The sequence below is a fragment of the Bacteroides sp. AF20-13LB genome (assembly GCF_003603065.1).
Classification (GTDB): Bacteria; Bacteroidota; Bacteroidia; order Bacteroidales; family Bacteroidaceae; genus Bacteroides; species Bacteroides uniformis.
In genome coordinates, this window is the sequence record NZ_QTMH01000002.1 from 199,475 (window position 1) to 220,997 (window position 21,523).

Below are 21,523 nucleotides of genomic sequence, written 5' to 3' on the forward strand. Positions count from 1 at the left end.
TCAGAATTAAAAGTTTATGTTTAACCCAAAGTTATAAGTTCTCATCAACGGATATGCCAAGTTGGCTCCCCAATCCCTTTCCTCACGTTCGGGATCAGCATCCTTCAAAGCCTTGTTACAGAACGTAAGCAGATTTGAACCATTGACAAAGATACGGGCACTGTTCAACCCGATTCTTTTCATAAATGATTTTGGCAGATTGTAACCGATCTCCATACTCTTCAAACGGAGATAAGTAGCTTGCGGAAGCCAAACGGAAATACCATAATTCCATCTACTACCATTATCCGAAGTATTGGAGAAATTGTGGCGTAATGCCGGATAATAACCGGCTACCCATTGTGTGGCAGGATTATACGGATCATCTGTTATATTTGCAGGATGCCAACGATCTACATACTTCGCAATTAAATAAGATTTATTTGTCTTGCCACCATATCCCCAAACATCATCATTAGCATATCCGATGGAGTAACCGGAAGCTCCTTGAAACAGCATATTGAGATCAAAATTCTTATAAGAAGCCGCCAAAGTCAACCCATACTGGATAGGAGGATTTGCACCGGTTGCCCAAAACTCCGGAACACGGTCACTGCTGTTAATCCTGCCATCACCATTCAAGTCAAGCAATCTGTAACTACCCGGAAGCATCTTAGAGTTACCCAAGTTTCCACCAATCAAAGGAGCCGTTTCATACTGTTCCAAAGAAGTATATTGGCCATCGTATTTATACAACCACATCACATTACTGTTACGGTTTTCCTTTCCATTCAGCCATCTATCCATAGAACTGGTATATTCTGCATGTTCCACATGCAGACTTCTTTCACGGGCATACGTAAAATTAGCACTTACTGAATATGAGAAGTCCTTACCGATTTGTCCTCTGTGTCCCAATTCAATCTCAAAACCCCGGTTCCGGTTAGAATTCAGATTTTCCTTCGGGAAACTTGCACCAAATGTATCAGGAGCAGATTGTGCACGGTCGGCCAAAATGCCTTCATTCTTACGATTGAACCACTCGATAGTACCACTCAACTTACCGTTCCATAAGTCAAAATCCAGACCTACATTGGAAATAGAAGATGTAACCCAAGAAAGCCGGTCAGTCACTACACCAGGAGCTACCATACCCATAATCTGGCTGGCACCATCAAAAACATAACCATTAGAAGCCGAATTATAAGCAGATACATATTGGAAAGGATCACCGGCATCATATCCACTTTGTCCAAAAGAACCCCTGATTTTCAAATTAGTAATAAACGGCAAATTGTCCTTGATGAAACTTTCTTCCGAAAGTCGCCATCCGGCACTTACCGACGGGAAGAACGTCCAACGCTTAGAAGGAGCATAACGATAAGAACCATCATAACGCCCTACTACTTCCAACAAGTATTTACCGGCATAATCATAGTTCGCACGCATCAGATAGGCTGCCAAACGGCCGAAACTACGATACCCTGAATTGGTAGCTGTACCCGGACTTGCCTGATTCAAAATATCATTAGTAAACAACTCTGAATATTGCCGGGAACCGGATAATTCATCGCGTCGTGTACTGTTCAACTCTGCCACAGCTGTCACATTCAAATTGTGCTGATTGAAAGAACGCATATAATTAGCCTGCAACCTGCCATAAATCTTCTGATATATTCTCATCGTATTGGAATAAGCATCAGTACTACCTCCCGTACCGGCAGGCGCATCTGTATAATAATCATACAACGGATAAGAACGATTTAAAGAAGAGTTGTTACGATTGTTACCGTCAAATGACCCCAAAAGACTCAATGCCAACCCTTTTACAAAAGGAACTTGCCAATTCAATTCCACATCGGCAGAATACGTCAGGCCTCTGTTCTTGCGATAACCGTCTATATCCGGATCAACCAACGCAAAAGGATTCTTGTTTTCAGGACCGATTGCAGACAAATGATTGGGATTATTAATCGTATGAGTACCGATACCACGGTCATTAACCATCAAAGTCTTAAAAGTCCACATAAAATCCTCTCTCGGCCTTTGGGTTTCATCCCAACGCCCGGACAGATTCACATTCAGTTTCAGCCCTTTCGTAAGCTCTGCAGTCAGGTTACTTCTCAGATTATATCTATGATAGTATTGGATACCACTCTTCAGCAAACCATTATCGCCATTATAGCCGAAGCTCACATAATATTTCACCTTATCCGTTCCACCTCTCACAGAAACAGTATGCGATTGCTGGAACGCCAGTTTATTCATAAACATGTCAATCCAGTTATTGTCTGTATAACCCTTAGCCCCGGTTCTATACAGTTCCAGAATATCGTCAGTGTATTCAGGGGCAGCCTGGTCATTACGTGCCCTTTCATTGGCCAACATGCGATAAGTATAAGCATCTACCGTTTCTTCCATACCCGTGGCATTCTTCATACCGAACAATGCCGAGTAAGATACTCTGGTCTTTTCGGCCACACCTTTTTTGGTAGTAACAATGATTACGCCATTAGCCGCATTCATACCATAAATAGCGGCAGAAGCATCTTTCAAAATAGAGATACTTTCTATATCCTCAGAATTCAGCTGTGCAAGTTCTTCAGTACCTTCACGCGTGATACCATCAATTACCACCAACGGGTCACCATAACCGCGAATGCTCACCATATTGTCGAAAGTTCCCGGCTCTCCGGTTTTCTGGCGAATCAATAGTCCCGGCATCTTACCTTGAATATTGCTAATCAGATTCTCGGTCTTGGTCGTAGCTATTTCATCAGCACCAATGGCTGCAATGGCACCGGTCAGTGATTCTTTCTTCTGTACACCATATCCTACAACAACCACTTCATCCAATATCTCAGCATCTTCTACCAAAACTATCTTGAACGAATTTCGGCCTGCAACCTTTATGTTTTGTGTCTTATAACCTACATAGCTTATTATAAGAGTAGCATCAGAGCCCACATTGGTCAGAATGAAATTACCGTCAATGTCCGTTATGACACCGTTGGTAGTTCCCTGCACCAAGATACTGGCACCAATCACCGGTTCACCGGTTGCATCGACCACAGAACCTTTCACCGTCGCAGCCTGCAAAGCCATCTGTACCCCATCAGCTCCTACAGCTTTATCATAAAGGATTATATTACGGTCCAATATCTTATAGCCTATATTGGTTCCTTTGAATACATCATTCAGAACCTTGAATATGGTTTTGTTATTTGCCCGGACCGATACACGGCGCTTAACGTCAATCTGCTTGTTGTTGTAGAAGAAAACAAATTCGGTACCTTGTTCCAGCTCCGTCAGTACTTCATCAACAGTCTTGTTCTCAAGAGCAATGTTTACCATTGTCTTTTGAGCATAACCTTCATTGGCAAAAGTCATACCAACCAAACAAAACAACATAAATAATGTGCATCTCATAGCAAGAGGAATTTTTTTCATGCATCTCATCAGGACACTTTTTGCCCTAAATGATTGGATACAATAGTGTTTTTTCATAATTTTGTATTGATTTCTAGTGAAAAAATAAAGTTACTTTATCTGTCGCCAAACAGATATTTAAAAGTTACTGTGTTTCATGCAGGAAAATGCGCCAACATTTTCCTGCATGTTTTTCTAAACGGACTTGTGTTTCATCATACTACTTTTTAAAGGGTTAATAAACTTCTATTACCTGTCTCTCGGCATCCACATCACCATCTTCAACAAACTTGAAATGAATATTCGAGGATATTCGGAAGTGCTCCAATATTCGCTCCAAACGTTGTTTGGTAAATGTAGCCGTAAAGGAATTCTGCTTCAATGAAGCCTTTTTCAGAATGAATTCCACATTATATCTTTTGCTCAAACTCTTCAATATATCTTCAAACGGAGTGTTCCTGAAAATCAAACGTCCGTCCTTCCAACATGTTTCCACGTCTACATTGACTTCTTTCACAACGACCTTTTCCCGCACTATATCATAAATAACCTTTTGCCCCGGTATCATCATTACATTATTTCTCCTGCCGTTATTCACATAGGAGAAACTGACTTTACCCGAAACCAAAGTGGTCTGTACCGTCCTGCTCCCTTTGTAAGCCTCTACGTTGAACTCCGTTCCATGTACCACTATCTTGGAATTGTTCAGCGTGCCGACAATGAACTTCTTTTCATCTTTTGCGACAGAAAAGAATGCTTCACCCACCAACTTCACTTCCCTTTTATCATCGGCAAATCGGGAAGGATAGCGCAACGACGACGACGAGTTCAGAACGACTTCCGTTCCATCCGGCAATTCGACAGAAGTAGTCATTCCCGGATTTGTCCTGACTTCCATCATATGTATCTCTTCTTTATCCTTGTCCCAATAAAGGATAGACCACGATACCATCAAAGGGATGAATAAAATGGCGGCCGCCCGTTGCATCCCTCTAAATAATACCTGATACCTATTGACCTTTTTCTGTTTCATCTTACGATGTACATCCTCCAAGGCCTTCTTTACATCCAGCCTGGATGAAATCTGCGCCATGTCCGCCGCCAGACCGAGTGTCTGAACCTGGCGGGCTGTCCTACGGTTCTCTTCCGATGCTTCCAGCCACTCCTCTACCAGAGCAGTTTCATCCTCCGTTGTCTCTCCTTCATAATAGCTGAGAAGCAGGTTCTCCATTCCCTCTCTTTTTACCATAATTTTTATTGCTAGCTTTAATCTAAAGACAAACGGGTGAAAAGAACTCCTAAACAAAAAACTAAAAATATTTTATATACTTAGATTATAATAGGAAAAAAAGCTATTTTTGCCCAACAATAATGAACCCCCACCCTATGAGAAACATACCATTAGAAGATACATCTTTATTATCCGCCATACAAAAAGGAGATAGAAGTGCTTTTGATGTGTTATTTCAAAAGTACTATTCAGTGCTCTGCACCTACTGCTATCGTTTTGTCCGGTTGGAAGATGCAGAAGAGATTGTTCAGGACGTCATGCTATGGCTTTGGGAAAACCGCGAAAGACCCGTTATCGAATATTCGCTCAAGCAATATCTGTTCAAGGCTGTCTACCATCGTTGCATGACCCGGATTGCCCAAAATGAAGTGAAGCAACGGGCAGACACCGCTTACTATGAACGAATGTTCGCCATGCTGCAGGAGGTGGATATCTATCAAATCAACGAATTAAGCAAGCATATACAAAGGGCCATCAACGAACTGCCGCCTACTTATAGGGAAGCTTTCATCATGCATCGTTTCCAGAATCTGAGTTACAAGGAAGCTGCCGAACTACTCAACGTTTCCCCCAAAACGGTAGACTACCGCATTCAGCAGGCTTTGAAGATATTAAGGGTCAAGCTGAAAGATTATCTGCCACTGATATTGATGCACCTGCTCACCTCGCATTAAGACCATACACAAGCAGAACGTCCCCTATACCGTGCCGGCTACACACCGGGACTTAGCCCTAAAGAGTATAGGACTGAGAGGTCAAAACATCCGAATGTTTTACCCCAATACATGTGGATGTTTTCACCCAAAACACCCGGATGTATTACCCAAAAACATCCGGGTGTATTACCCAAAAACATCCGGGTGTTTTAATGGAAAGGATGCGGATGTTATGACCTCTCAGTATACGGGTCAGACCGGTTCAGTCCTGATGGGAGAGGCACTAAGTCCCTATACATCCCGTATTCATTAATTATTCTAAAAAAAGTTAGGGAAAACTCCGGGCCACCGGTCATATAAGCAAGAAGTAACCCTATTATTATCATAACCTCAAAATGCACGCAATGAGAAAACTGATTATCCTATTGTCGGCGCTGGTGTACGTCATCCATGCACAAGCGCAATTTTCAGTGACAGCCCATCAGGAAGGATGGGACAATATCCCTCCACAAGTACAAAAACCGGGATTTTCCTTTCAGCAATCCGTACTTGCCAATATGGACGGGGACGATACCCTTGAAGAAGTAATGCTTTTCGGACGTGACAACGGGCACTACCCCACTTTCGACCTTTTCAAGGCCTACTATGCAATCGTAGACAACTATACCAAAGAAATACAATACATTTCCGACGAGATTTATGTCACCGACAAGTACAATCTCCTTGTAGAAGACCGCAACAAGGACGGCATCTCCGAGCTCTACATATCCTACTTCAAAGACGGAAAGTTCAGCGTAGACGAACAAGGTTACAATCTGCGCACCACACGCTGCTACGACCGTATAGAATGGAACCCTACTGGCAAAAACTTTAAATCTTCCGGAAAATGAAAACAAGACTGACACTTATCCTGGTACTCCTTATTTATATAGGAGCTGCCTCGCACACACACGCACAGCAAAAGAAAGTAATCAAAACCATGATGATAGCCGGGCAGGACGGCAGCCATTATTGGCAAGGCGCCTGCGAAGCCATGAAGCAGATATTGGAAAACAGCGGAATGTTCAAAGTGGATTTTGCCTTTACACCCGACTTTGGTGGAGACATCGCCACCTTCAAACCCGATTTCCACCAATATGATTTAATCGTCATCAACTACGGCGGAGCTACATGGACAGAGCCCGTACGCAAGAATTTCGAGAAATACGTTGCCGATGGAGGCGGTGTGGTAGTGATACATTCTTCCGTCGTCCCGATGGCCGACTGGAAAGAATACAACGAGATAATAGGCATGGGGGCATGGGACGGACGAAACGAAAAGGACGGTCCGTATCTGTACTGGAAAGACGGACAATACGTCTACGACTACTCTCCGGGGTATGCCGGCTACCACGGCTTGCAGCACGAAACCGTCATAGAACACCGCGCCCCCCATCATCCTATCCTGCAAGGATTGCCTCCTCAATGGAAACACTTCAAGGACGAGATATATACCCGCCTACGCGGTCCGGTAAGAAACATGGAAATATTGGCAACCGCCTACGAACGCGGACGGCATGAACCGTTGATGTGGACAGTAAGCTACGGAAAAGGGCGCATATTCGTCGACCTCCTGGGGCACTGCGGCAACGACCCGAACATGACTTACTCCATGCGCTGCACCGGTTTCCAGGTGACTTTACTCCGGGGATGCGAATGGGCTGCCACCGGCGCCGTCACCCAAGAAGTTCCCGCAGATTTCCCACTGAAGGATACTTATACATTACGTCCGGAGTTCAAGGCTCCTTTTCATGCTTACCCTGAAACCAAACACTGAATACCATGAAATACATCATCCGAACACTGCTGCTGGCATGCTGCTGCATGCAGGCACAAGCACAAGCTCCGTGGAAACCCGATACGGAACTGGAGAAACAATTACAGCAAAGCAATCATGTGCACCGCATAATGAAAGCTAATCCCGCACACGCCGGACTGACGCGGTGGGAAAAGAAAGAGGTATTGAAAAGCAGGGGACTCCCCCTGGCCGAAGATTTCGGCGCTCTGCGCCACACCGGACCCGGAACCATACATGTAGACCGTAAAGTCACTGTCTCAGGCAAAGGAAGTGTCCGTCTGGACACTCCTGCCTCCTTGGGCAAGAAGAATCCAACAAACCGGAATTACGCCACCCCGGAGATTATCCGTCCCCTCGACCGGGAAGACTTGCGGGAATACAACCGCTTTTCCGTTTGGGTATATGTGGATGCACCGGGCGTTTATCTGACCTTTGCCGGATTCACCCTATACAATGAAGGGGAGAAAATCATGCCGACTCCCGGACGCTTTGAAGGACAACACTTCGAGACTGTCTATCCCAACAAATGGCAGCACATCATATGGGAAATACCGGACCTATACCGTGATTGTGTCACAGGCTTTTCGGTAAACATCATGCTGGCAGGTGCTCCTGCAGGAGCCAGCGAACACATGAGCCTATACATAGACGACATGCGCATCGAAAAGGTAGAAGCGGAAAACAGCCGGGGATTCGACCTGCGAAAAGATGCAATGGCCTACTGCCACAGCGGATACAAGCCGGGAGCACGCAAGCAGGCTTTGGTGCAGCACATGCCGGAAAGGGCTTTCAGCCTGCACGATGCCGCCACGGGACAAACCGTTTATCAAGGTACGGCCAGTCCTCTGAATCAGGACAAGAAGCTGGACAAAGGATTTCTTGTACTGGACTTCAGCAGTTTCAATACGCCCGGACAATACTTCCTCTCCATCGGTGATGTACAATCAAAGCCTTTCCCCATCGGAAATGATGCCTACCTGTCTACCGCCTGGCACACGCTGAACTTCTTCTTTTCCGAACGTTGCGGTTTCGACCAGCCCGGCATTCATCAGGAATGCCATCAGGATGTATTCGCCTATCATCCCGACGGACGGAGCATGAGCATTGCCGGAGGATGGCACGATGCAGCCGACCTGACTCAAGGAACGGGAAATACAGCCGAATCGTGCATCGCCCTCCTCGAAATGGCCGGTGCCGTACAAGGCAAAGACAGTATCTTCTACGAACGCCTGCTGGAAGAGGCACGCTGGGGAGTGAACTGGATTCTGCGTACCCGCTTCGGTGACGGCTACCGACTGGGTGGACTGATTATCGGCATTTGGACAAAGAATATCCGTGGTGACAAAGACGACATGCAGACAGAAGCACGAAATACGCCTACGGACAATCTGAAAGCCGCTTCCAGTTGCGCACTCGCCGCCCCTCATTTTGAAAAGAAAGACCCAGTGTTTGCACGGTGGTGCCGGAACAGTGCCATTGAGGACTTCCAATTCGCCATCGACCTGCTGGATACGCAAAGGACGGAACAGAACGAAACCGAACTTTATGCCCTTGCCACCGTCACAGCCATGCGTTTGTACCGCCTTACACAAGATGTTTACTATCTGGACTGGGCAACCCGGCTGGCACGTACCGTCATGGCGGGCCAACAGTTGGAAAAGCGTACCGACTGGAAAATCCCCCTACGAGGTTTCTTCTATGAATCTTCCCGGAAAAAACGTATTCTGGCCTATTATCACCAAAGCCAAGAGCACTTGATGGCCGAAGGACTCTCGATGCTACTGACAGATGCCCCTACCCATCCGGACGTCCCGTTGTGGAAGGCATCCTGTGAAGCCTATGCAGACTATCTACGCGGGATTTCACAACTGATTGAGCCGTACGGCATACTGCCAAGCGCCGTATACGAGGTGGATAATACCGATTATAAGAATCTGTACCACGAAGGAGAGCAGGTAGGGCTTCCCAGCCTGGAAGAATACAATGCACAAGTGCGCAACGGCATCCCTCTCTCGAAGGATTTCTATCTGCGCCGTTTCCCCGTCGCCTATCAGTTCAGGGGATTCCACGCTGTTGTCATGGGCAAAGCCAAAGCTGCCTTTATTCTTGCACGCCTATTCAACGACAAAGCGTTAAGGGATATTGCAACCCGCCAGGTAGAGTATATATTGGGCTACAACCCGTTTGCCATGAGTACCGTTTATGGAGACGGATATGACTACCCGCCACTTTACGGAGCCTATGCCGGAGATGTGGTGGGAGCTGTACCCGTAGGAATCGAAACATTCGAAAATGAGGACGAACCCTACTTCCCGATGCAAAATAACTGCACTTACAAGGAAATCTGGACACACACCACCGCACGCCTAATGTGGTGTGTAGTAGAACTGTTCAAATAAACAGTTCATTATACCGCTAAAAAAAGCTCCGGAGTTGAAGGTTCCGGAGCTTTTTCTCTGTTTTTATGTGACGGACAGTTATGCCTTTTTCAATGCTGCAATACTTTCCTTGAGAGATTTGATGATACTTTCAGCATCTGCCTGCTTCTTGCGTTCCATCTCAAGAACGGCGGCAGGAGCATTATTCACAAACTTCTCGTTACCCAGCTTCTTCAGCACACCCTGCAAGAATCCTTCCTTATGCTTCAGTTCGGCCTCCATACGGGCTATCTCGGCTTCCACGTCAATCATATTACCCAAAGGTACGGCATATTCCGTAGTACCTACCATGAAGGAAGCAGCACCGTCGGCCTTGTTCTCCACTATATTGATGGAGGAAAGGTTACACATTTTCATGATAACCGCGTTGAATGCCACAACCGGATTCTCACCGATAACCTGCAACTCAAGTGCCTCTTTTTGGGCGATGTTCTTCTGCAAACGGATGGAACGGATATTGCTGATAACCTCTTTCACCACTTCAAACTCCCGGATGATATCCTCATCTACCAATGCCGACATTGACAACGGGCTTACCATCAAGCTCTCACCGTCTGTACGGTCGCAAAGATGCTGCCACAACTCCTCTGTAATAAATGGCATGAACGGATGGAGCAGATGCAACAAGTTATCAAAGAAACCGATAGTTGCTTCATACACTTTCCGGTTGATGGGCTGGCCGTATGCCGGTTTAATCATTTCCAGATACCAGGAAGAGAATTCGTCCCAGAACAGTTTGTAAACAGCCATCAGCGCTTCACTCAAACGGTACTTGCTGAACAAATCAGCCACTTCGGCAGCCACTTCATTCTGCTTGGCCTCAAACCAGCGTATTGCCAGTTCTGAAGCTTCCGGTACCGGAACTTCCGCACTGACTTCCCAACCTTTAATCAGACGGAAAGCGTTCCATATCTTATTATTGAAGTTACGTCCTTGCTCACACAGTGCATCGTCAAAGAGGATGTCATTGCCAGCAGGAGCTGAAAGCATCATGCCCATACGTACACCATCGGCACCGTATTTCTCAATCAAATCCAGCGGGTCGGGAGAATTACCCAACGACTTGGACATCTTACGTCCCAGCTTGTCACGGACAATACCCGTAAAATAAACATTCTGGAACGGCATCTTACCTTCATATTCATAGCCTGCCATAATCATACGGGCTACCCAGAAGAAGATAATGTCCGGACCGGTCACCAAGTCGCTGGTAGGATAATAGTAGTTTATCTCCTCGTTACCCGGATTGTTGATACCGTCAAACAAAGAGATGGGCCACAACCAGGAGGAGAACCAAGTATCCAGGCAGTCCTCATCCTGACGAAGGTCTTCCAGTTTAAGGTCTGCATTACCCGTTTTCTCTTTTGCCAATGCCAAGGCTTCTTCGGGAGTGGCAGCCACTACATAACCACCTTCCGGCAAAAAATAAGCAGGAATGCGATGCCCCCACCACAACTGGCGGCTGATACACCAGTCCTTGATATTTTCCAACCAGTTCTTGTACGTATTCTTATATTTGGCAGGATAGAACTTCAACTCATCATTCATCACCGGCGGCAAAGCCATGTCGGCAAAGTGCTGCATCTTCAGGAACCATTGCATGGAAAGCTTCGGTTCGATGGACACGTTGGTACGTTCGGAGAAACCTACCTTGTTGGTATAGGCTTCCACTTTCTCCAACAGACCGGCAGCAGCCAGGTCCTTCTCAATCTGCTCGCGCACATCGAAACGGTCCATACCGATATACAAGCCGGCAGCTTCACTAAGCGTTCCGTTATCATTGAAGATGTCGATGCTCGGCAGATTGTACTTCTCACCCAGCATGTAGTCGTTCACATCGTGGGCAGGAGTTACCTTCAGACAACCGGTACCGAACTCTATATCTACGTAATCGTCCTCGATAACCGGAATAACACGTCCTACCAACGGAACAATCACCTTCTTACCCTTCAACCAGGTATTCTTGGGGTCATTCGGATTGATGCACATGGCTGTATCTCCCATGATGGTTTCAGGGCGGGTGGTAGCAACCACTGCATAACGTCCTTCGGGGTCACCTTCTACCATATACTTCAGATAGTACAGCTTGCTGTGCTCTTCCTTATAGATTACTTCCTCATCACTAAGGGCGGTCAGTGCTTTCGAGTCCCAGTTCACCATACGGACACCGCGGTAAATCAGACCTTTGTTATACAAGTCGACAAAGACCTTGAGCACGCTTTCACTGCGTTTCTCGTCCATAGTGAAAGCCGTACGGTCCCAATCGCAGGAAGCGCCCAGCTTGCGGAGCTGCTTCAAGATGATGCCACCGTGTTCATCGGTCCATTCCCAGGCGTGCTTCAAAAACTCGTCGCGGGTAAGGTCTGTCTTCTTGATGCCTTGTGCGGCAAGCTTGTTCACCACCTTGGCCTCGGTAGCAATGGAAGCATGGTCGGTTCCCGGCACCCAGCAGGCATTCTTGCCTTCCATGCGGGCACGGCGTACCAGAATATCTTGTATGGTATTATTAAGCATGTGTCCCATGTGCAACACACCGGTGACGTTTGGAGGCGGAATGACGACGGTGTAAGGCTCACGACCATCGGGTTTCGAACTGAATAATTTGTGGTCCAACCAATACTGGTACCACTTTCCCTCCACGTCAGCGGGATTGTACTTACTTGCTAATTCCATGTTTTTAAATCTCTATAATTAATTTATTGCGAATAACGGGCGCAAAATTAATGAATTAAAATTTAAATATATATTTTTGTCCCTACAAAACAGTATATAAAATGAGGGGGAAGCTAAAAATCCGATATATCATATTAATTGTATTACTGTCTGTCGTATGGGCAACGCAGCTCATTCCAAGCTTGGGAGAAGTGTATGCACAGTCCGTATATCCGGTAATTTCCCATATCCTGTCCTCCTTTTCAAAACTCATACCTTTTGCCGTAGGCGACTTGTTCATTTTCCTCAGCATCATCGGGCTCCTCTTCAATCCCATCAGGGCACGCTATATCCAGAAGAAGAAGTGGAAACAGATTCTGCTGAACGAAATGGAATACTTGCTGTGGATATATGCATGGTTCTATCTGGCATGGGGACTGAACTACTCACAGAAAGATTTCTATGGCAGGACAAACATTCCTTATACTGCCTATACTCCCGAAATCTTTCAGTCATTTGTAGACAACTATATAGACAAGCTGAATGCTTCCTATACAGATGTCACCTCCATTGACGAACCATTGGTCTGCCGGGAAAGCGTACACGGATACAACCAAATCAGCGATACGCTGGGGATACATCGCCCTCCCCACTCCTCTCCGCGCGTGAAGACCATGCTTTTCACTCCGTTCATTTCCATGGTCGGTGTTACGGGAAGCATGGGACCTTTCTTCTGCGAATTCACGCTGAACGGCGATTTGCTTCCACCACAATATCCTGCTACTTATGCCCACGAGCTGGCACACTTTTTAGGCATCACCAGCGAGGCAGAAGCCAACTTCTACGCTTACCAGGTCTGCACCCGTTCGCAGGTGAAAGAGATTCGTTTCAGTGGGTATTTCTCCGTACTCCCACATGTGCTGGGCAATGCCCGCCGACTGATGAGCGAAGAAGAATACGCAGAACTTTTCAACCGGATACGTCCTGAAATCATAGAACTGGCCCAAAAGAACCAGCAATACTGGATGGAGAAATACAGTCCGCTCATCGGAGACATCCAGAACTTTATCTACGACTTGTACCTTAAAGGAAACAAGATTCAAAGCGGACGCAAGAACTATTCGGAAGTAATAGGCTTGCTTATCTCATACGAAGAATGGAAAAACTAAATTTCAAAATCATGCATACAAGAAAAGAACAGATGGAAGCCTTCGGCCGCTTCCTCGACATACTCGACGAGCTGCGCGAGAAATGTCCCTGGGACCGCAAGCAGACCAACGAAAGCCTGCGCCCCAATACCATCGAAGAGACTTATGAACTTTGTGACGCCCTGATACGCGATGACAAGAATGACATCTGCAAAGAGCTGGGCGATGTGCTGCTGCATGTGGCTTTTTATGCAAAGATAGGCTCCGAAACCGGTGATTTCGATATGAAAGACGTATGCGACCGTCTTTGTGAGAAACTTATTTTCCGCCATCCCCATGTCTTCGGCGATGTAAAGGCCGAAACCGCAGGCCAGGTTTCTGAAAACTGGGAACAGCTAAAATTGAAGGAAAAAGATGGGAACAAAACAGTGCTGAGCGGTGTACCCGCTGCCCTACCCTCGCTCATCAAGGCCTACCGCATCCAGGACAAGGCACGCAATGTAGGATTCGACTGGGAGGAACGCGAGCAAGTGTGGGATAAGGTAAAAGAAGAAATCCAAGAATTCCAGGCTGAAGTCGCCCACATGGATAAAGAAAAGGCTGAAGCTGAATTCGGCGATGTCATGTTCAGCCTCATCAACGCTGCCCGCCTCTACAAAATCAATCCGGACAATGCGCTGGAACAGACCAACCAGAAGTTCATCAACCGCTTCAACTATGTAGAAGCGCACAGCATCAAGGAGGGCAAAAACCTCCATGACATGACGCTGGAGGAGATGGATAAGCTATGGAACGAAGCGAAAGCATTGGAAAAAGAAAGCAAACAAGATGATTCCTCTAAAGGTCAGGTTTAGCTGGCTAAAGCAAAGGTTTAGGGAACTAAAGTAGAGGTTTAGCCAGGCTAAAGCGAGGTATCTATCATTAACAAAAGAAGGTTGCTCACATCATTGTGGCAACCTTCCTTATTTGTATTCATTCACTATTCATCTTTTTCCTTGTGTTTTTCGTGGAGAAGCATCCCCCTTTTTATGCATGCCTTTCAGTAATTCACGGTGGAAACGCATTTCAGCCCTTTGCACCAGATAAATCTTTTTACAAGGCAATATTTTCTTGAACTTATCAAAGTAGGTCTTGTCCAACCGGTCAGAAGCGATACGGGCATCATATACACCTTCCATAATTTCCTCATACTGGGCTTCGGTTGTTTTTTCATCTTTCCCTTGTCGAAGCAACTTCCAAGCCTCGTCATTTAGCTGCTTTTTCCGGTCCTGCAATTCAAAATACAATGGGAAGAACTTGGCTGCCTCCTCACTCGTCAGTCCGGCTTTCTCCGTTATAAACGCTTTTTGTTTGGCACGAAACTCTTCAGGTGACAGATGCTGGTCACATCCATCGCTAGCCCAAAGCAGAGGCATAATGCCACATATCATAACCAATAAAACAATTAGTTTCTTCATTTTTAAATAGTTGAGTGTTGTTACCTTATTCTGCATCAGAGTCTGCCAAATAAACATACAATGAATAATCATCCAGCATGGAATTCTCTACAGCCATATTAATATATTCCATTTCTGTTTCCGTATCATCAGCAGCCATACGCTCTACAGATGGAGTATGCTCCGAAGAAGCTACACGGATAATCAATGCCGCACCTATAAACATGGCGGTCATATACAACCAAGGCCTTACCTTCTGCCACATTGTAGGCTCTGTCTGCACAGCAATGAGTTTCTCTTTTTCGGGAAGCCGGTTCATTACCTCTGAAGTAAGATTCTCAAAGTAGCCTTCAGGAACGCGGAAAGGATTTTCCGTCCCTATCTTTTTCTGTATTTTATCTTCTTCTTTCATAAGCTTTCTCCTTTCTGTTTAATTAGACATTGTTTTGTGGCAAAGGTTTAATACTCCTCACCCAAAAACTTTTCTATTTTCTTCACGGCATGGTGATAGGAAGCCTTCAAGGCACCTACGGAAGTACCAAATATATCGGACATCTCTTCGTATTTCATTTCCTGGTAATACTTCAGATTAAACACCATACGTTGTTTTTCCGGCAAGGCAAGCAAGGCTTTTTGCAAAGCCATCTCTGCTTTATCACCGGAGAAGTAAGGATCACTTTCAAGCTTTTGAAGTGCCTCTGCCTCGGGGTCATCCAAAGAGACTGTGGAAGCAGCCCGTTGTTTGTTCAGAAAAGTGAGGCATTCATTCAAGGCTATGCGATAGAGCCAGGTAGAGAGTTTAGCCTCTGCCCTGAAATAATCTATATTAATCCATGCTTTAATGAAAGTATTCTGAAGTAAATCATTGGCATCTTCATGAGAGAGGACCATACGACGAATCTGCCAATACAACTGCTCGCTATATTGGGTAACAATCATCTCAAATCCCCGCTTTTGTGTGCTTTCTTCTTGTAGAAGAGCCAACACTTCGCGTTCATTATAGGAAGGAGTCATAAATTTCTATTCGCATTTGTTGTTTTAGACTGCCAAAGATACGAAAAGTTTAATTCATACCGATACACAAAGTGTTTCTTTGGCAAGCTGAGTATCCGGAAAAATAGCGGATGCTTCTTGAAGCAAGACATTTTCATCTTCGTATCGTGCCGAAAAATGTCCTATCAACAACTTCTTCACCTCAGCCCTCCTGGCTATTTCGGCCGCTTGTGCAGCAGTTGTATGAAATGTTTCTTTGGCACGTGGCGCATCCTCATTCGCAAATGTCGCCTCATGAAAAAGTAAATCAACCCCTTTTATCTGCTCCACGATAGAAGGAAGATAGATGGTATCCGAGCAATAGGCATAACTGCGGGACGGAGCAGAAGGGCGGGTCAACAAGTTGTTGGAAACAGTTTTTCCCTCCGATGTCACGTAATCGGCCCCATTCTTTATACGATTCAATTCGTATACCGGCACTTGGTAGAAATCGACCATTTCACGGATAATATGGTTAGGACACCGCTTTTCTGCAAACAAAAAACCACAACACGGCATACGATGACGCAAAGGAATGGTAGTAACCGTCAACGAACGGTCTTCATAAATCAGCATCGGTTCTTTCGTATCAAACTCATGGAAAAGGACCTTGTACGTCATCTGCCTATTAAAAAAATCCAGCATAGGTGTCAGTAATGTTTCCAGCCCTTTGGGAGAATGGATATGCAACTCTGCTGTACGTCCTAAAAGGTTAAGTGTAGAAATCAGTCCTAATAAGCCAAAACAATGGTCTCCATGCAAGTGAGAGATAAAAATATGATTCAAACGTGAAAACTTCAGATGTGATTTACGGAACTGCAACTGCGCCCCTTCCCCACAATCAATCATAAACAACTTGTCGCGCACGTTCACAATTTGAGACGTAGGGAAATGACGCGTTGTGGGTAAAGCGGAACCACAACCAAGAATATGTAACTCAAATTTTTCCATTCCAAACCTTCCGAACTGATTTCTACTCCTTGATTTATAGAAGAGCCTTTATCTCTGAAACTCCAAAAGATATTTCAAAAGTTTCTCCGGATTTATTCCCTTTATACAGATAGCCCACCCCTTTATCACACTTCACACATACTTCCAAGAACATGCGCAAGGCTGGATCGGAGGAGTTCAAAGAGTTCTTCACATTTGCCTTCATCTGTTCGGCATTTTCCTTCAAAGCAGACATCTGTACTACAGATTCGTCAATCGTATAATGATAAAGCACCTTATCCGACTCGATTGTCAGTTTATTGAGCATAGTGGCTTCATCCACCTGCATCGGGCACGATACGTTGGTCATCTTCACTTGCTCTTCCAGTTTCTTCTCGTCACTGCTGTCGGCAGATGCACCACCACCATTCAATATATCTTTCAAGTCCTGAGTAGTCAGATAACATTCCACTTCGTTACCGGATGTCTTTCCTTTATATATGAACTTTATACCGGAATCAGTACCGACAACCAAATCCAGCATCTCTTTAATAGACCCTTGTGGATTACCGAACATAACAGTCACAGCAGACTTCATTGCATCAGGATTCTCTTTCAAAGCGTCTATATTGAGGAAACTTTCATTCATAAGCAGTACATATACCACATCCGACCCATCAAAAGTAATACTGGATATTTCGCCGGAAGCTCCCATATCCATGGGACATTGTTTGTTGGCTGCTGCGATAGCCAGCTTGAGTTTAGACTTCTGGCCGCATGCGGTTAGTAACATCAGCGACAGGCAAGTGAACAACACCATCTTCCCTGCATTTTTGAACATGTTTTTCATAATAAATGAAAATTAAATTATTGAATATTTCTATGATTGCAAAAGTAACCACCCTGCAAAGATAAACATTTATGGAAAAACCATCCTTAATTCCATAAAATTCTATTGACAAATCATAAAAAAGAAGGGCACTTGTTTGCGCAAGTACCCTTCCTTCATTTATAGAACGGAGTAATTATTTCTTTCCAGCTTCCATCTGTTCCTTCAAGGCAGCCAAAGCATCAATGTCACCCAGAGTAGTAGATGCAGCCTGGTTTTGGATAGCAGGAGCAACGTCTTCTCTCTTACCGGTTGACTTCTTAGTAGCAGCCTTCTTTTCAGCTCTTTCTTCTGCCTTTGCAGCATCTTCGAAGATACGGCTGTGAGAAAGGATGATACGCTTAGCGTCCTTGTTGAACTCAATTACCTTGAATTCAAGCTTCTCGTCCAACTGAGCTTGTGATCCGTCTTCCTTAACGAGGTGCTTCGGAGTAGCGAAGCCTTCTACACCATAAGGCAGAGCAACTACAGCACCCTTATCCAGCATTTCGATGATAGTACCTTCGTGTACAGAACCTACTGTAAATACAGTTTCGAATACATCCCAGGGATTTTCTTCGAGTTGCTTGTGGCCAAGGCTCAAGCGACGGTTTTCCTTGTCGATTTCCAGAACTTGTACGTCGATGTCTGCACCAATCTGAGTGAATTCAGACGGATGTTTAACCTTCTTCGTCCAAGACAGGTCAGAGATGTGAATCAAGCCGTCAACACCTTCTTCGATTTCAACGAATACACCGAAGTTAGTGAAGTTACGAACCTTTGCAGTGTGCTTGCTGCCGATAGGATACTTCTCTTCGATAGTTTCCCACGGGTCAGACTTCAGCTGCTTGATACCCAAAGACATCTTACGTTCTTCGCGGTCCAAAGTCAGGACTACTGCCTCTACTTCGTCACCTACCTTCATGAAGTCTTGTGCAGAACGCAAGTGTTGTGACCAAGACATTTCAGATACATGAATCAAACCTTCAACACCCGGAGCGATTTCGATGAATGCGCCGTAATCAGCCATAACAACAACTTTACCCTTCACGTGGTCGCCAACCTTCAGGTTAGCATCCAGTGCATCCCAAGGATGCGGAGTGAGTTGCTTCAAGCCGAGAGCGATACGCTTCTTCTCATCATCGAAGTCAAGGATAACGACGTTGAGTTTCTGGTCGAGTTCAACCACTTCTTTCGGATCGCTAACACGGCCCCAAGAAAGGTCTGTAATGTGAATCAAACCATCTACGCCACCCAAGTCGATAAATACACCATAGGAAGTGATATTCTTAACGGTACCTTCGAGGACTTGTCCTTTTTCGAGTTTACCGATGATTTCCTTCTTCTGTTGTTCCAGTTCGGCTTCGATAAGAGCCTTGTGGGAAACAACCACATTCTTGAATTCCTGGTTAATCTTAACAACCTTGAATTCCATAGTTTTGCCAACGAATACATCGTAGTCGCGGATAGGCTTCACGTCGATTTGAGAACCCGGCAAGAAAGCTTCGATGCCGAATACGTCTACAATCATACCACCCTTTGTGCGGCACTTGATGTAACCCTTGATAATTTCTTCGTTTTCCAAAGCTGCGTTTACGCGATCCCAAGAACGGGTAGCACGAGCTTTACGGTGAGACAGAACGAGCTGTCCTTTCTTGTCTTCCTGATTTTCGATGTATACCTCAACAGTATCACCAACCTTCAGCTCAGGATTGTAACGGAATTCACTCATCGGAATGATACCGTCTGATTTGTAACCGATGTTCACAACTACTTCACGCTTGTTCATTGCGATTACGGTTCCATCAACTACCTCGCGGTCGTTAACCTTGTTCAACGTATTGTCATACGCCTTTTCCAGTTCTTCGTGGCTTGCACTGGCTACTGATTCGCCGTTCTCATAAGCATCCCAGTTGAAGTCTTCAATAGGAGCTACATTCTTTAAATTTTCCATTAATAAATAAATTGTTTAACTCGTTAATTAAGTGAGACTTTATGTTGACTCATTGTAAATCGGGCGCAAAGATAGAAGTATTTTCTTGAACTACAAAACAAAAAGCATTCAAAACAGCAGTGGAATAATCAATTAAAGAATAAAAAAAATGTTACCTTTGCATCGTTTCATTTATACATAATCTCAATAATTTATCATGAAAAAGATAATCGCATGCATTTCCATCATTTGCTATACATTATTATGTTATAGCCAAAATCAGACAACGGACAACAACTACCGTACGCAAAAGAACATTTCCTATCTTCATCCCGGCGAAAAGGACAGTTATAAGCTGGAGCGTTGTAAGCTCGACCTCCATTATCCTACTGATAAAAAAGGATTTGCCACCCTTATCTGGTTCCACGGCGGAGGACTGGAAGCCGGAGAAAAACATTTTCCGAAGGAGTTCCTGGAGCAAGGCTACGCCGTGATAGCCGTAAACTACCGACTCAGCCCGCGTGCCCAAAATCCTGCCTACACGGAAGATGCCGCAGAGGCCGTTGCTTGGACTTTCGAGAATATAGAAGAATTCGGAGGAGATAAAGACAAAATATACATAGCCGGTCATTCGGCAGGAGGTTATCTCAGCCTGATGCTCAACTTGGATAAAAGCTATCTGGCAAAGTGGAACATCGATGCCAACAATCTGGCAGGCGCTTTCCCCATCAGCGGACAGACCACCACCCACTACACCATCCGCAAGGAACGGGGATTGCCTTCCGACACTCCGATTATAGACAAATATGCCCCTTCCAATAACGTAAGAAAAGACGCTTCGCCCATGATACTTATTACCGGTGACAAAGAGCTGGAGATGCTGGCACGCTACGAGGAAAACGCCCACCTATATGCCCTCCTCAAAGCATTGGGACAAAATACCGTCCTCTACCAGATGGAGGGATTTGACCACGGAACGGTGGCTGCTCCCGCCTGCACCTTGATAAACAGCTACATGAAGAAGGCAGGCAAGAAGTAACCACTACCCTTGCCTTTCTTTTATATATGCCAATGCCGCTCCTATTGCTGTTCTATATTCAGCATAGGGCGGTATATGAAAATGTACATGATAGATGGCTTCCATTTTAGAAAACACCTCCCGGCACTGGGGCAGTTGGGTGAGATTTCCTATCAGAACGAAATCCTTGATAGGACTGTTCAAAGCTGACAGTACAGCAGCTCCTCCAATGGTTTGAAGTACCGTATAAATTATACCGCAGGCAATATCTTCTTGAGAAGCATTGCTATCCGCTTTTCCGAAAAGAGAGGCGGTAGCACTCACTGGCAAGTCAGGCAAAGCAGTGTTGCAAATATCACCTATCTGCAAGTTGACACGAGTTACATCCCCTTTCTCAGCCAACTCGGACACCTGATGAATATCATGAGTTTTCAACAGCAACCTCGATAATCCCTGCAAGGTACCTCCACCAATCCCCAAGCCGCCAATATGCTGCACCTTGTCTCCGTCTATTTTCACAAAAGAAGTGCCGGTACCCATGCTGACTACAATCAGTTGGTCTATATCCGTTGCATGTCTGGCTCCCAAACCATTGGCAATAAACTCATCCGTTTTGCGAGTAGGCAGTCCATATAGAGGGCTGTTGACAAATGCGCTTCCCACTCCCGTCAGCATCACCTGCTCCACATCGGCCAGCTGTATACCATTGTCATAAATATACTTACCGAATGCTCCGAATAAGGAAGTCACCGGGTCGGTAGCCGTAATAAACATTGGAGACTGTATCTGTTCTCCATTGATTCCAACGATTTTCGTGGTACTTCCACCCACATCTATTCCTATTACTATACCCATAGCTCCAAGCAATTTGCAGCA

17 protein-coding genes are annotated in these 21,523 nt (G+C 45.4%); 7 read left to right on the top strand and 10 right to left on the bottom strand.

Going from position 1 to position 21,523, the window contains the following annotated elements; translation table 11 throughout:
• Positions 1-6 precede the first annotated feature (6 nt).
• Complete coding sequence (locus DWX62_RS03080) at positions 7-3,408, bottom strand: TonB-dependent receptor (protein ID WP_022401934.1); 3,402 nt, start codon at positions 3,406-3,408, stop codon at positions 7-9.
• 235 nt (positions 3,409-3,643) lie between these two features.
• Positions 3,644-4,657, bottom strand: a complete 1,014-nt coding sequence (locus tag DWX62_RS03085; RefSeq protein ID WP_035457734.1) for a FecR domain-containing protein — start codon at positions 4,655-4,657, stop codon at positions 3,644-3,646.
• A 137-nt stretch (positions 4,658-4,794) separates the two neighbouring features.
• Here DWX62_RS03085 and DWX62_RS03090 point away from each other — a divergent pair, with 137 nt between their 5' ends.
• From DWX62_RS03090 to DWX62_RS03110, 4 genes are all read left to right on the top strand, one after another.
• Positions 4,795-5,373, top strand: coding sequence for an RNA polymerase sigma-70 factor (locus DWX62_RS03090; protein WP_022401932.1), 579 nt, complete (start codon positions 4,795-4,797; stop codon positions 5,371-5,373).
• Between the two features lie 377 nt (positions 5,374-5,750).
• On the top strand, positions 5,751-6,245 hold the full coding sequence (locus tag DWX62_RS03100; protein ID WP_117991170.1) for a hypothetical protein: 495 nt from the start codon (positions 5,751-5,753) through the stop codon (positions 6,243-6,245).
• Entirely contained in the window at positions 6,242-7,171 is a 930-nt protein-coding gene (locus DWX62_RS03105; protein WP_009038079.1) for a ThuA domain-containing protein, read from the top strand. Before DWX62_RS03100 ends, DWX62_RS03105 begins: the two co-directional genes overlap by 4 nt.
• A 5-nt stretch (positions 7,172-7,176) precedes the next feature.
• On the top strand, positions 7,177-9,591 hold the full coding sequence (locus DWX62_RS03110) for a glycoside hydrolase family 9 protein (RefSeq protein WP_057258639.1): 2,415 nt from the start codon (positions 7,177-7,179) through the stop codon (positions 9,589-9,591).
• Between the two features lie 78 nt (positions 9,592-9,669).
• Here DWX62_RS03110 and DWX62_RS03115 read toward each other — a convergent pair whose 3' ends face one another.
• The gene (locus DWX62_RS03115) at positions 9,670-12,303 is read right to left on the bottom strand and encodes a valine--tRNA ligase (protein ID WP_120172575.1); all 2,634 of its coding nucleotides are present in this window, start codon (positions 12,301-12,303) and stop codon (positions 9,670-9,672) included.
• 101 nt (positions 12,304-12,404) lie between these two features.
• Between DWX62_RS03115 and DWX62_RS03120 the strand changes: the two genes are divergently transcribed.
• Together DWX62_RS03120 and mazG are read left to right on the top strand one after the other, a co-directional pair.
• Positions 12,405-13,451, top strand: coding sequence for a DUF3810 domain-containing protein (locus DWX62_RS03120; protein ID WP_117588457.1), 1,047 nt, complete (start codon positions 12,405-12,407; stop codon positions 13,449-13,451).
• Positions 13,452-13,459: 8 nt separating this feature from the next.
• Positions 13,460-14,284: a nucleoside triphosphate pyrophosphohydrolase gene (mazG, locus tag DWX62_RS03125; RefSeq protein ID WP_035449333.1), complete on the top strand. Its 825-nt coding sequence runs from the start codon at positions 13,460-13,462 to the stop codon at positions 14,282-14,284.
• Between the two features lie 129 nt (positions 14,285-14,413).
• Here the strand turns inward: mazG and DWX62_RS03130 are convergent, their stop codons facing one another.
• From DWX62_RS03130 to rpsA, 6 genes are all read right to left on the bottom strand, one after another.
• Positions 14,414-14,887: a hypothetical protein gene (locus DWX62_RS03130; protein ID WP_035449335.1), complete on the bottom strand. Its 474-nt coding sequence runs from the start codon at positions 14,885-14,887 to the stop codon at positions 14,414-14,416.
• A gap of 25 nt (positions 14,888-14,912) precedes the next feature.
• Entirely contained in the window at positions 14,913-15,278 is a 366-nt protein-coding gene (locus DWX62_RS03135; RefSeq protein ID WP_005831990.1) for a hypothetical protein, read from the bottom strand.
• A gap of 47 nt (positions 15,279-15,325) precedes the next feature.
• Positions 15,326-15,880 (bottom strand): sigma-70 family RNA polymerase sigma factor, encoded by a 555-nt coding sequence (locus tag DWX62_RS03140; protein ID WP_120172576.1) that lies wholly within the window; start codon positions 15,878-15,880, stop codon positions 15,326-15,328.
• 54 nt (positions 15,881-15,934) lie between these two features.
• On the bottom strand, positions 15,935-16,849 hold the full coding sequence (locus tag DWX62_RS03145) for a ribonuclease Z (RefSeq protein WP_117680910.1): 915 nt from the start codon (positions 16,847-16,849) through the stop codon (positions 15,935-15,937).
• A 34-nt stretch (positions 16,850-16,883) separates the two neighbouring features.
• Positions 16,884-17,678, bottom strand: a complete 795-nt coding sequence (locus DWX62_RS03150; protein WP_057097779.1) for a hypothetical protein — start codon at positions 17,676-17,678, stop codon at positions 16,884-16,886.
• Positions 17,679-17,853: 175 nt separating this feature from the next.
• Positions 17,854-19,650, bottom strand: a complete 1,797-nt coding sequence (gene rpsA / locus DWX62_RS03155; protein WP_005831997.1) for a 30S ribosomal protein S1 — start codon at positions 19,648-19,650, stop codon at positions 17,854-17,856.
• Positions 19,651-19,846: 196 nt separating this feature from the next.
• Here rpsA and DWX62_RS03160 point away from each other — a divergent pair, with 196 nt between their 5' ends.
• A complete protein-coding gene (locus DWX62_RS03160) occupies positions 19,847-20,668 on the top strand; it encodes an alpha/beta hydrolase (protein ID WP_117680554.1) in 822 nt (273 codons plus the stop codon).
• Positions 20,669-20,671: 3 nt separating this feature from the next.
• Here DWX62_RS03160 and coaW read toward each other — a convergent pair whose 3' ends face one another.
• Entirely contained in the window at positions 20,672-21,502 is an 831-nt protein-coding gene (gene coaW, locus DWX62_RS03165) for a type II pantothenate kinase (RefSeq protein WP_005832001.1), read from the bottom strand.
• Positions 21,503-21,523: the final 21 nt, after the last annotated feature.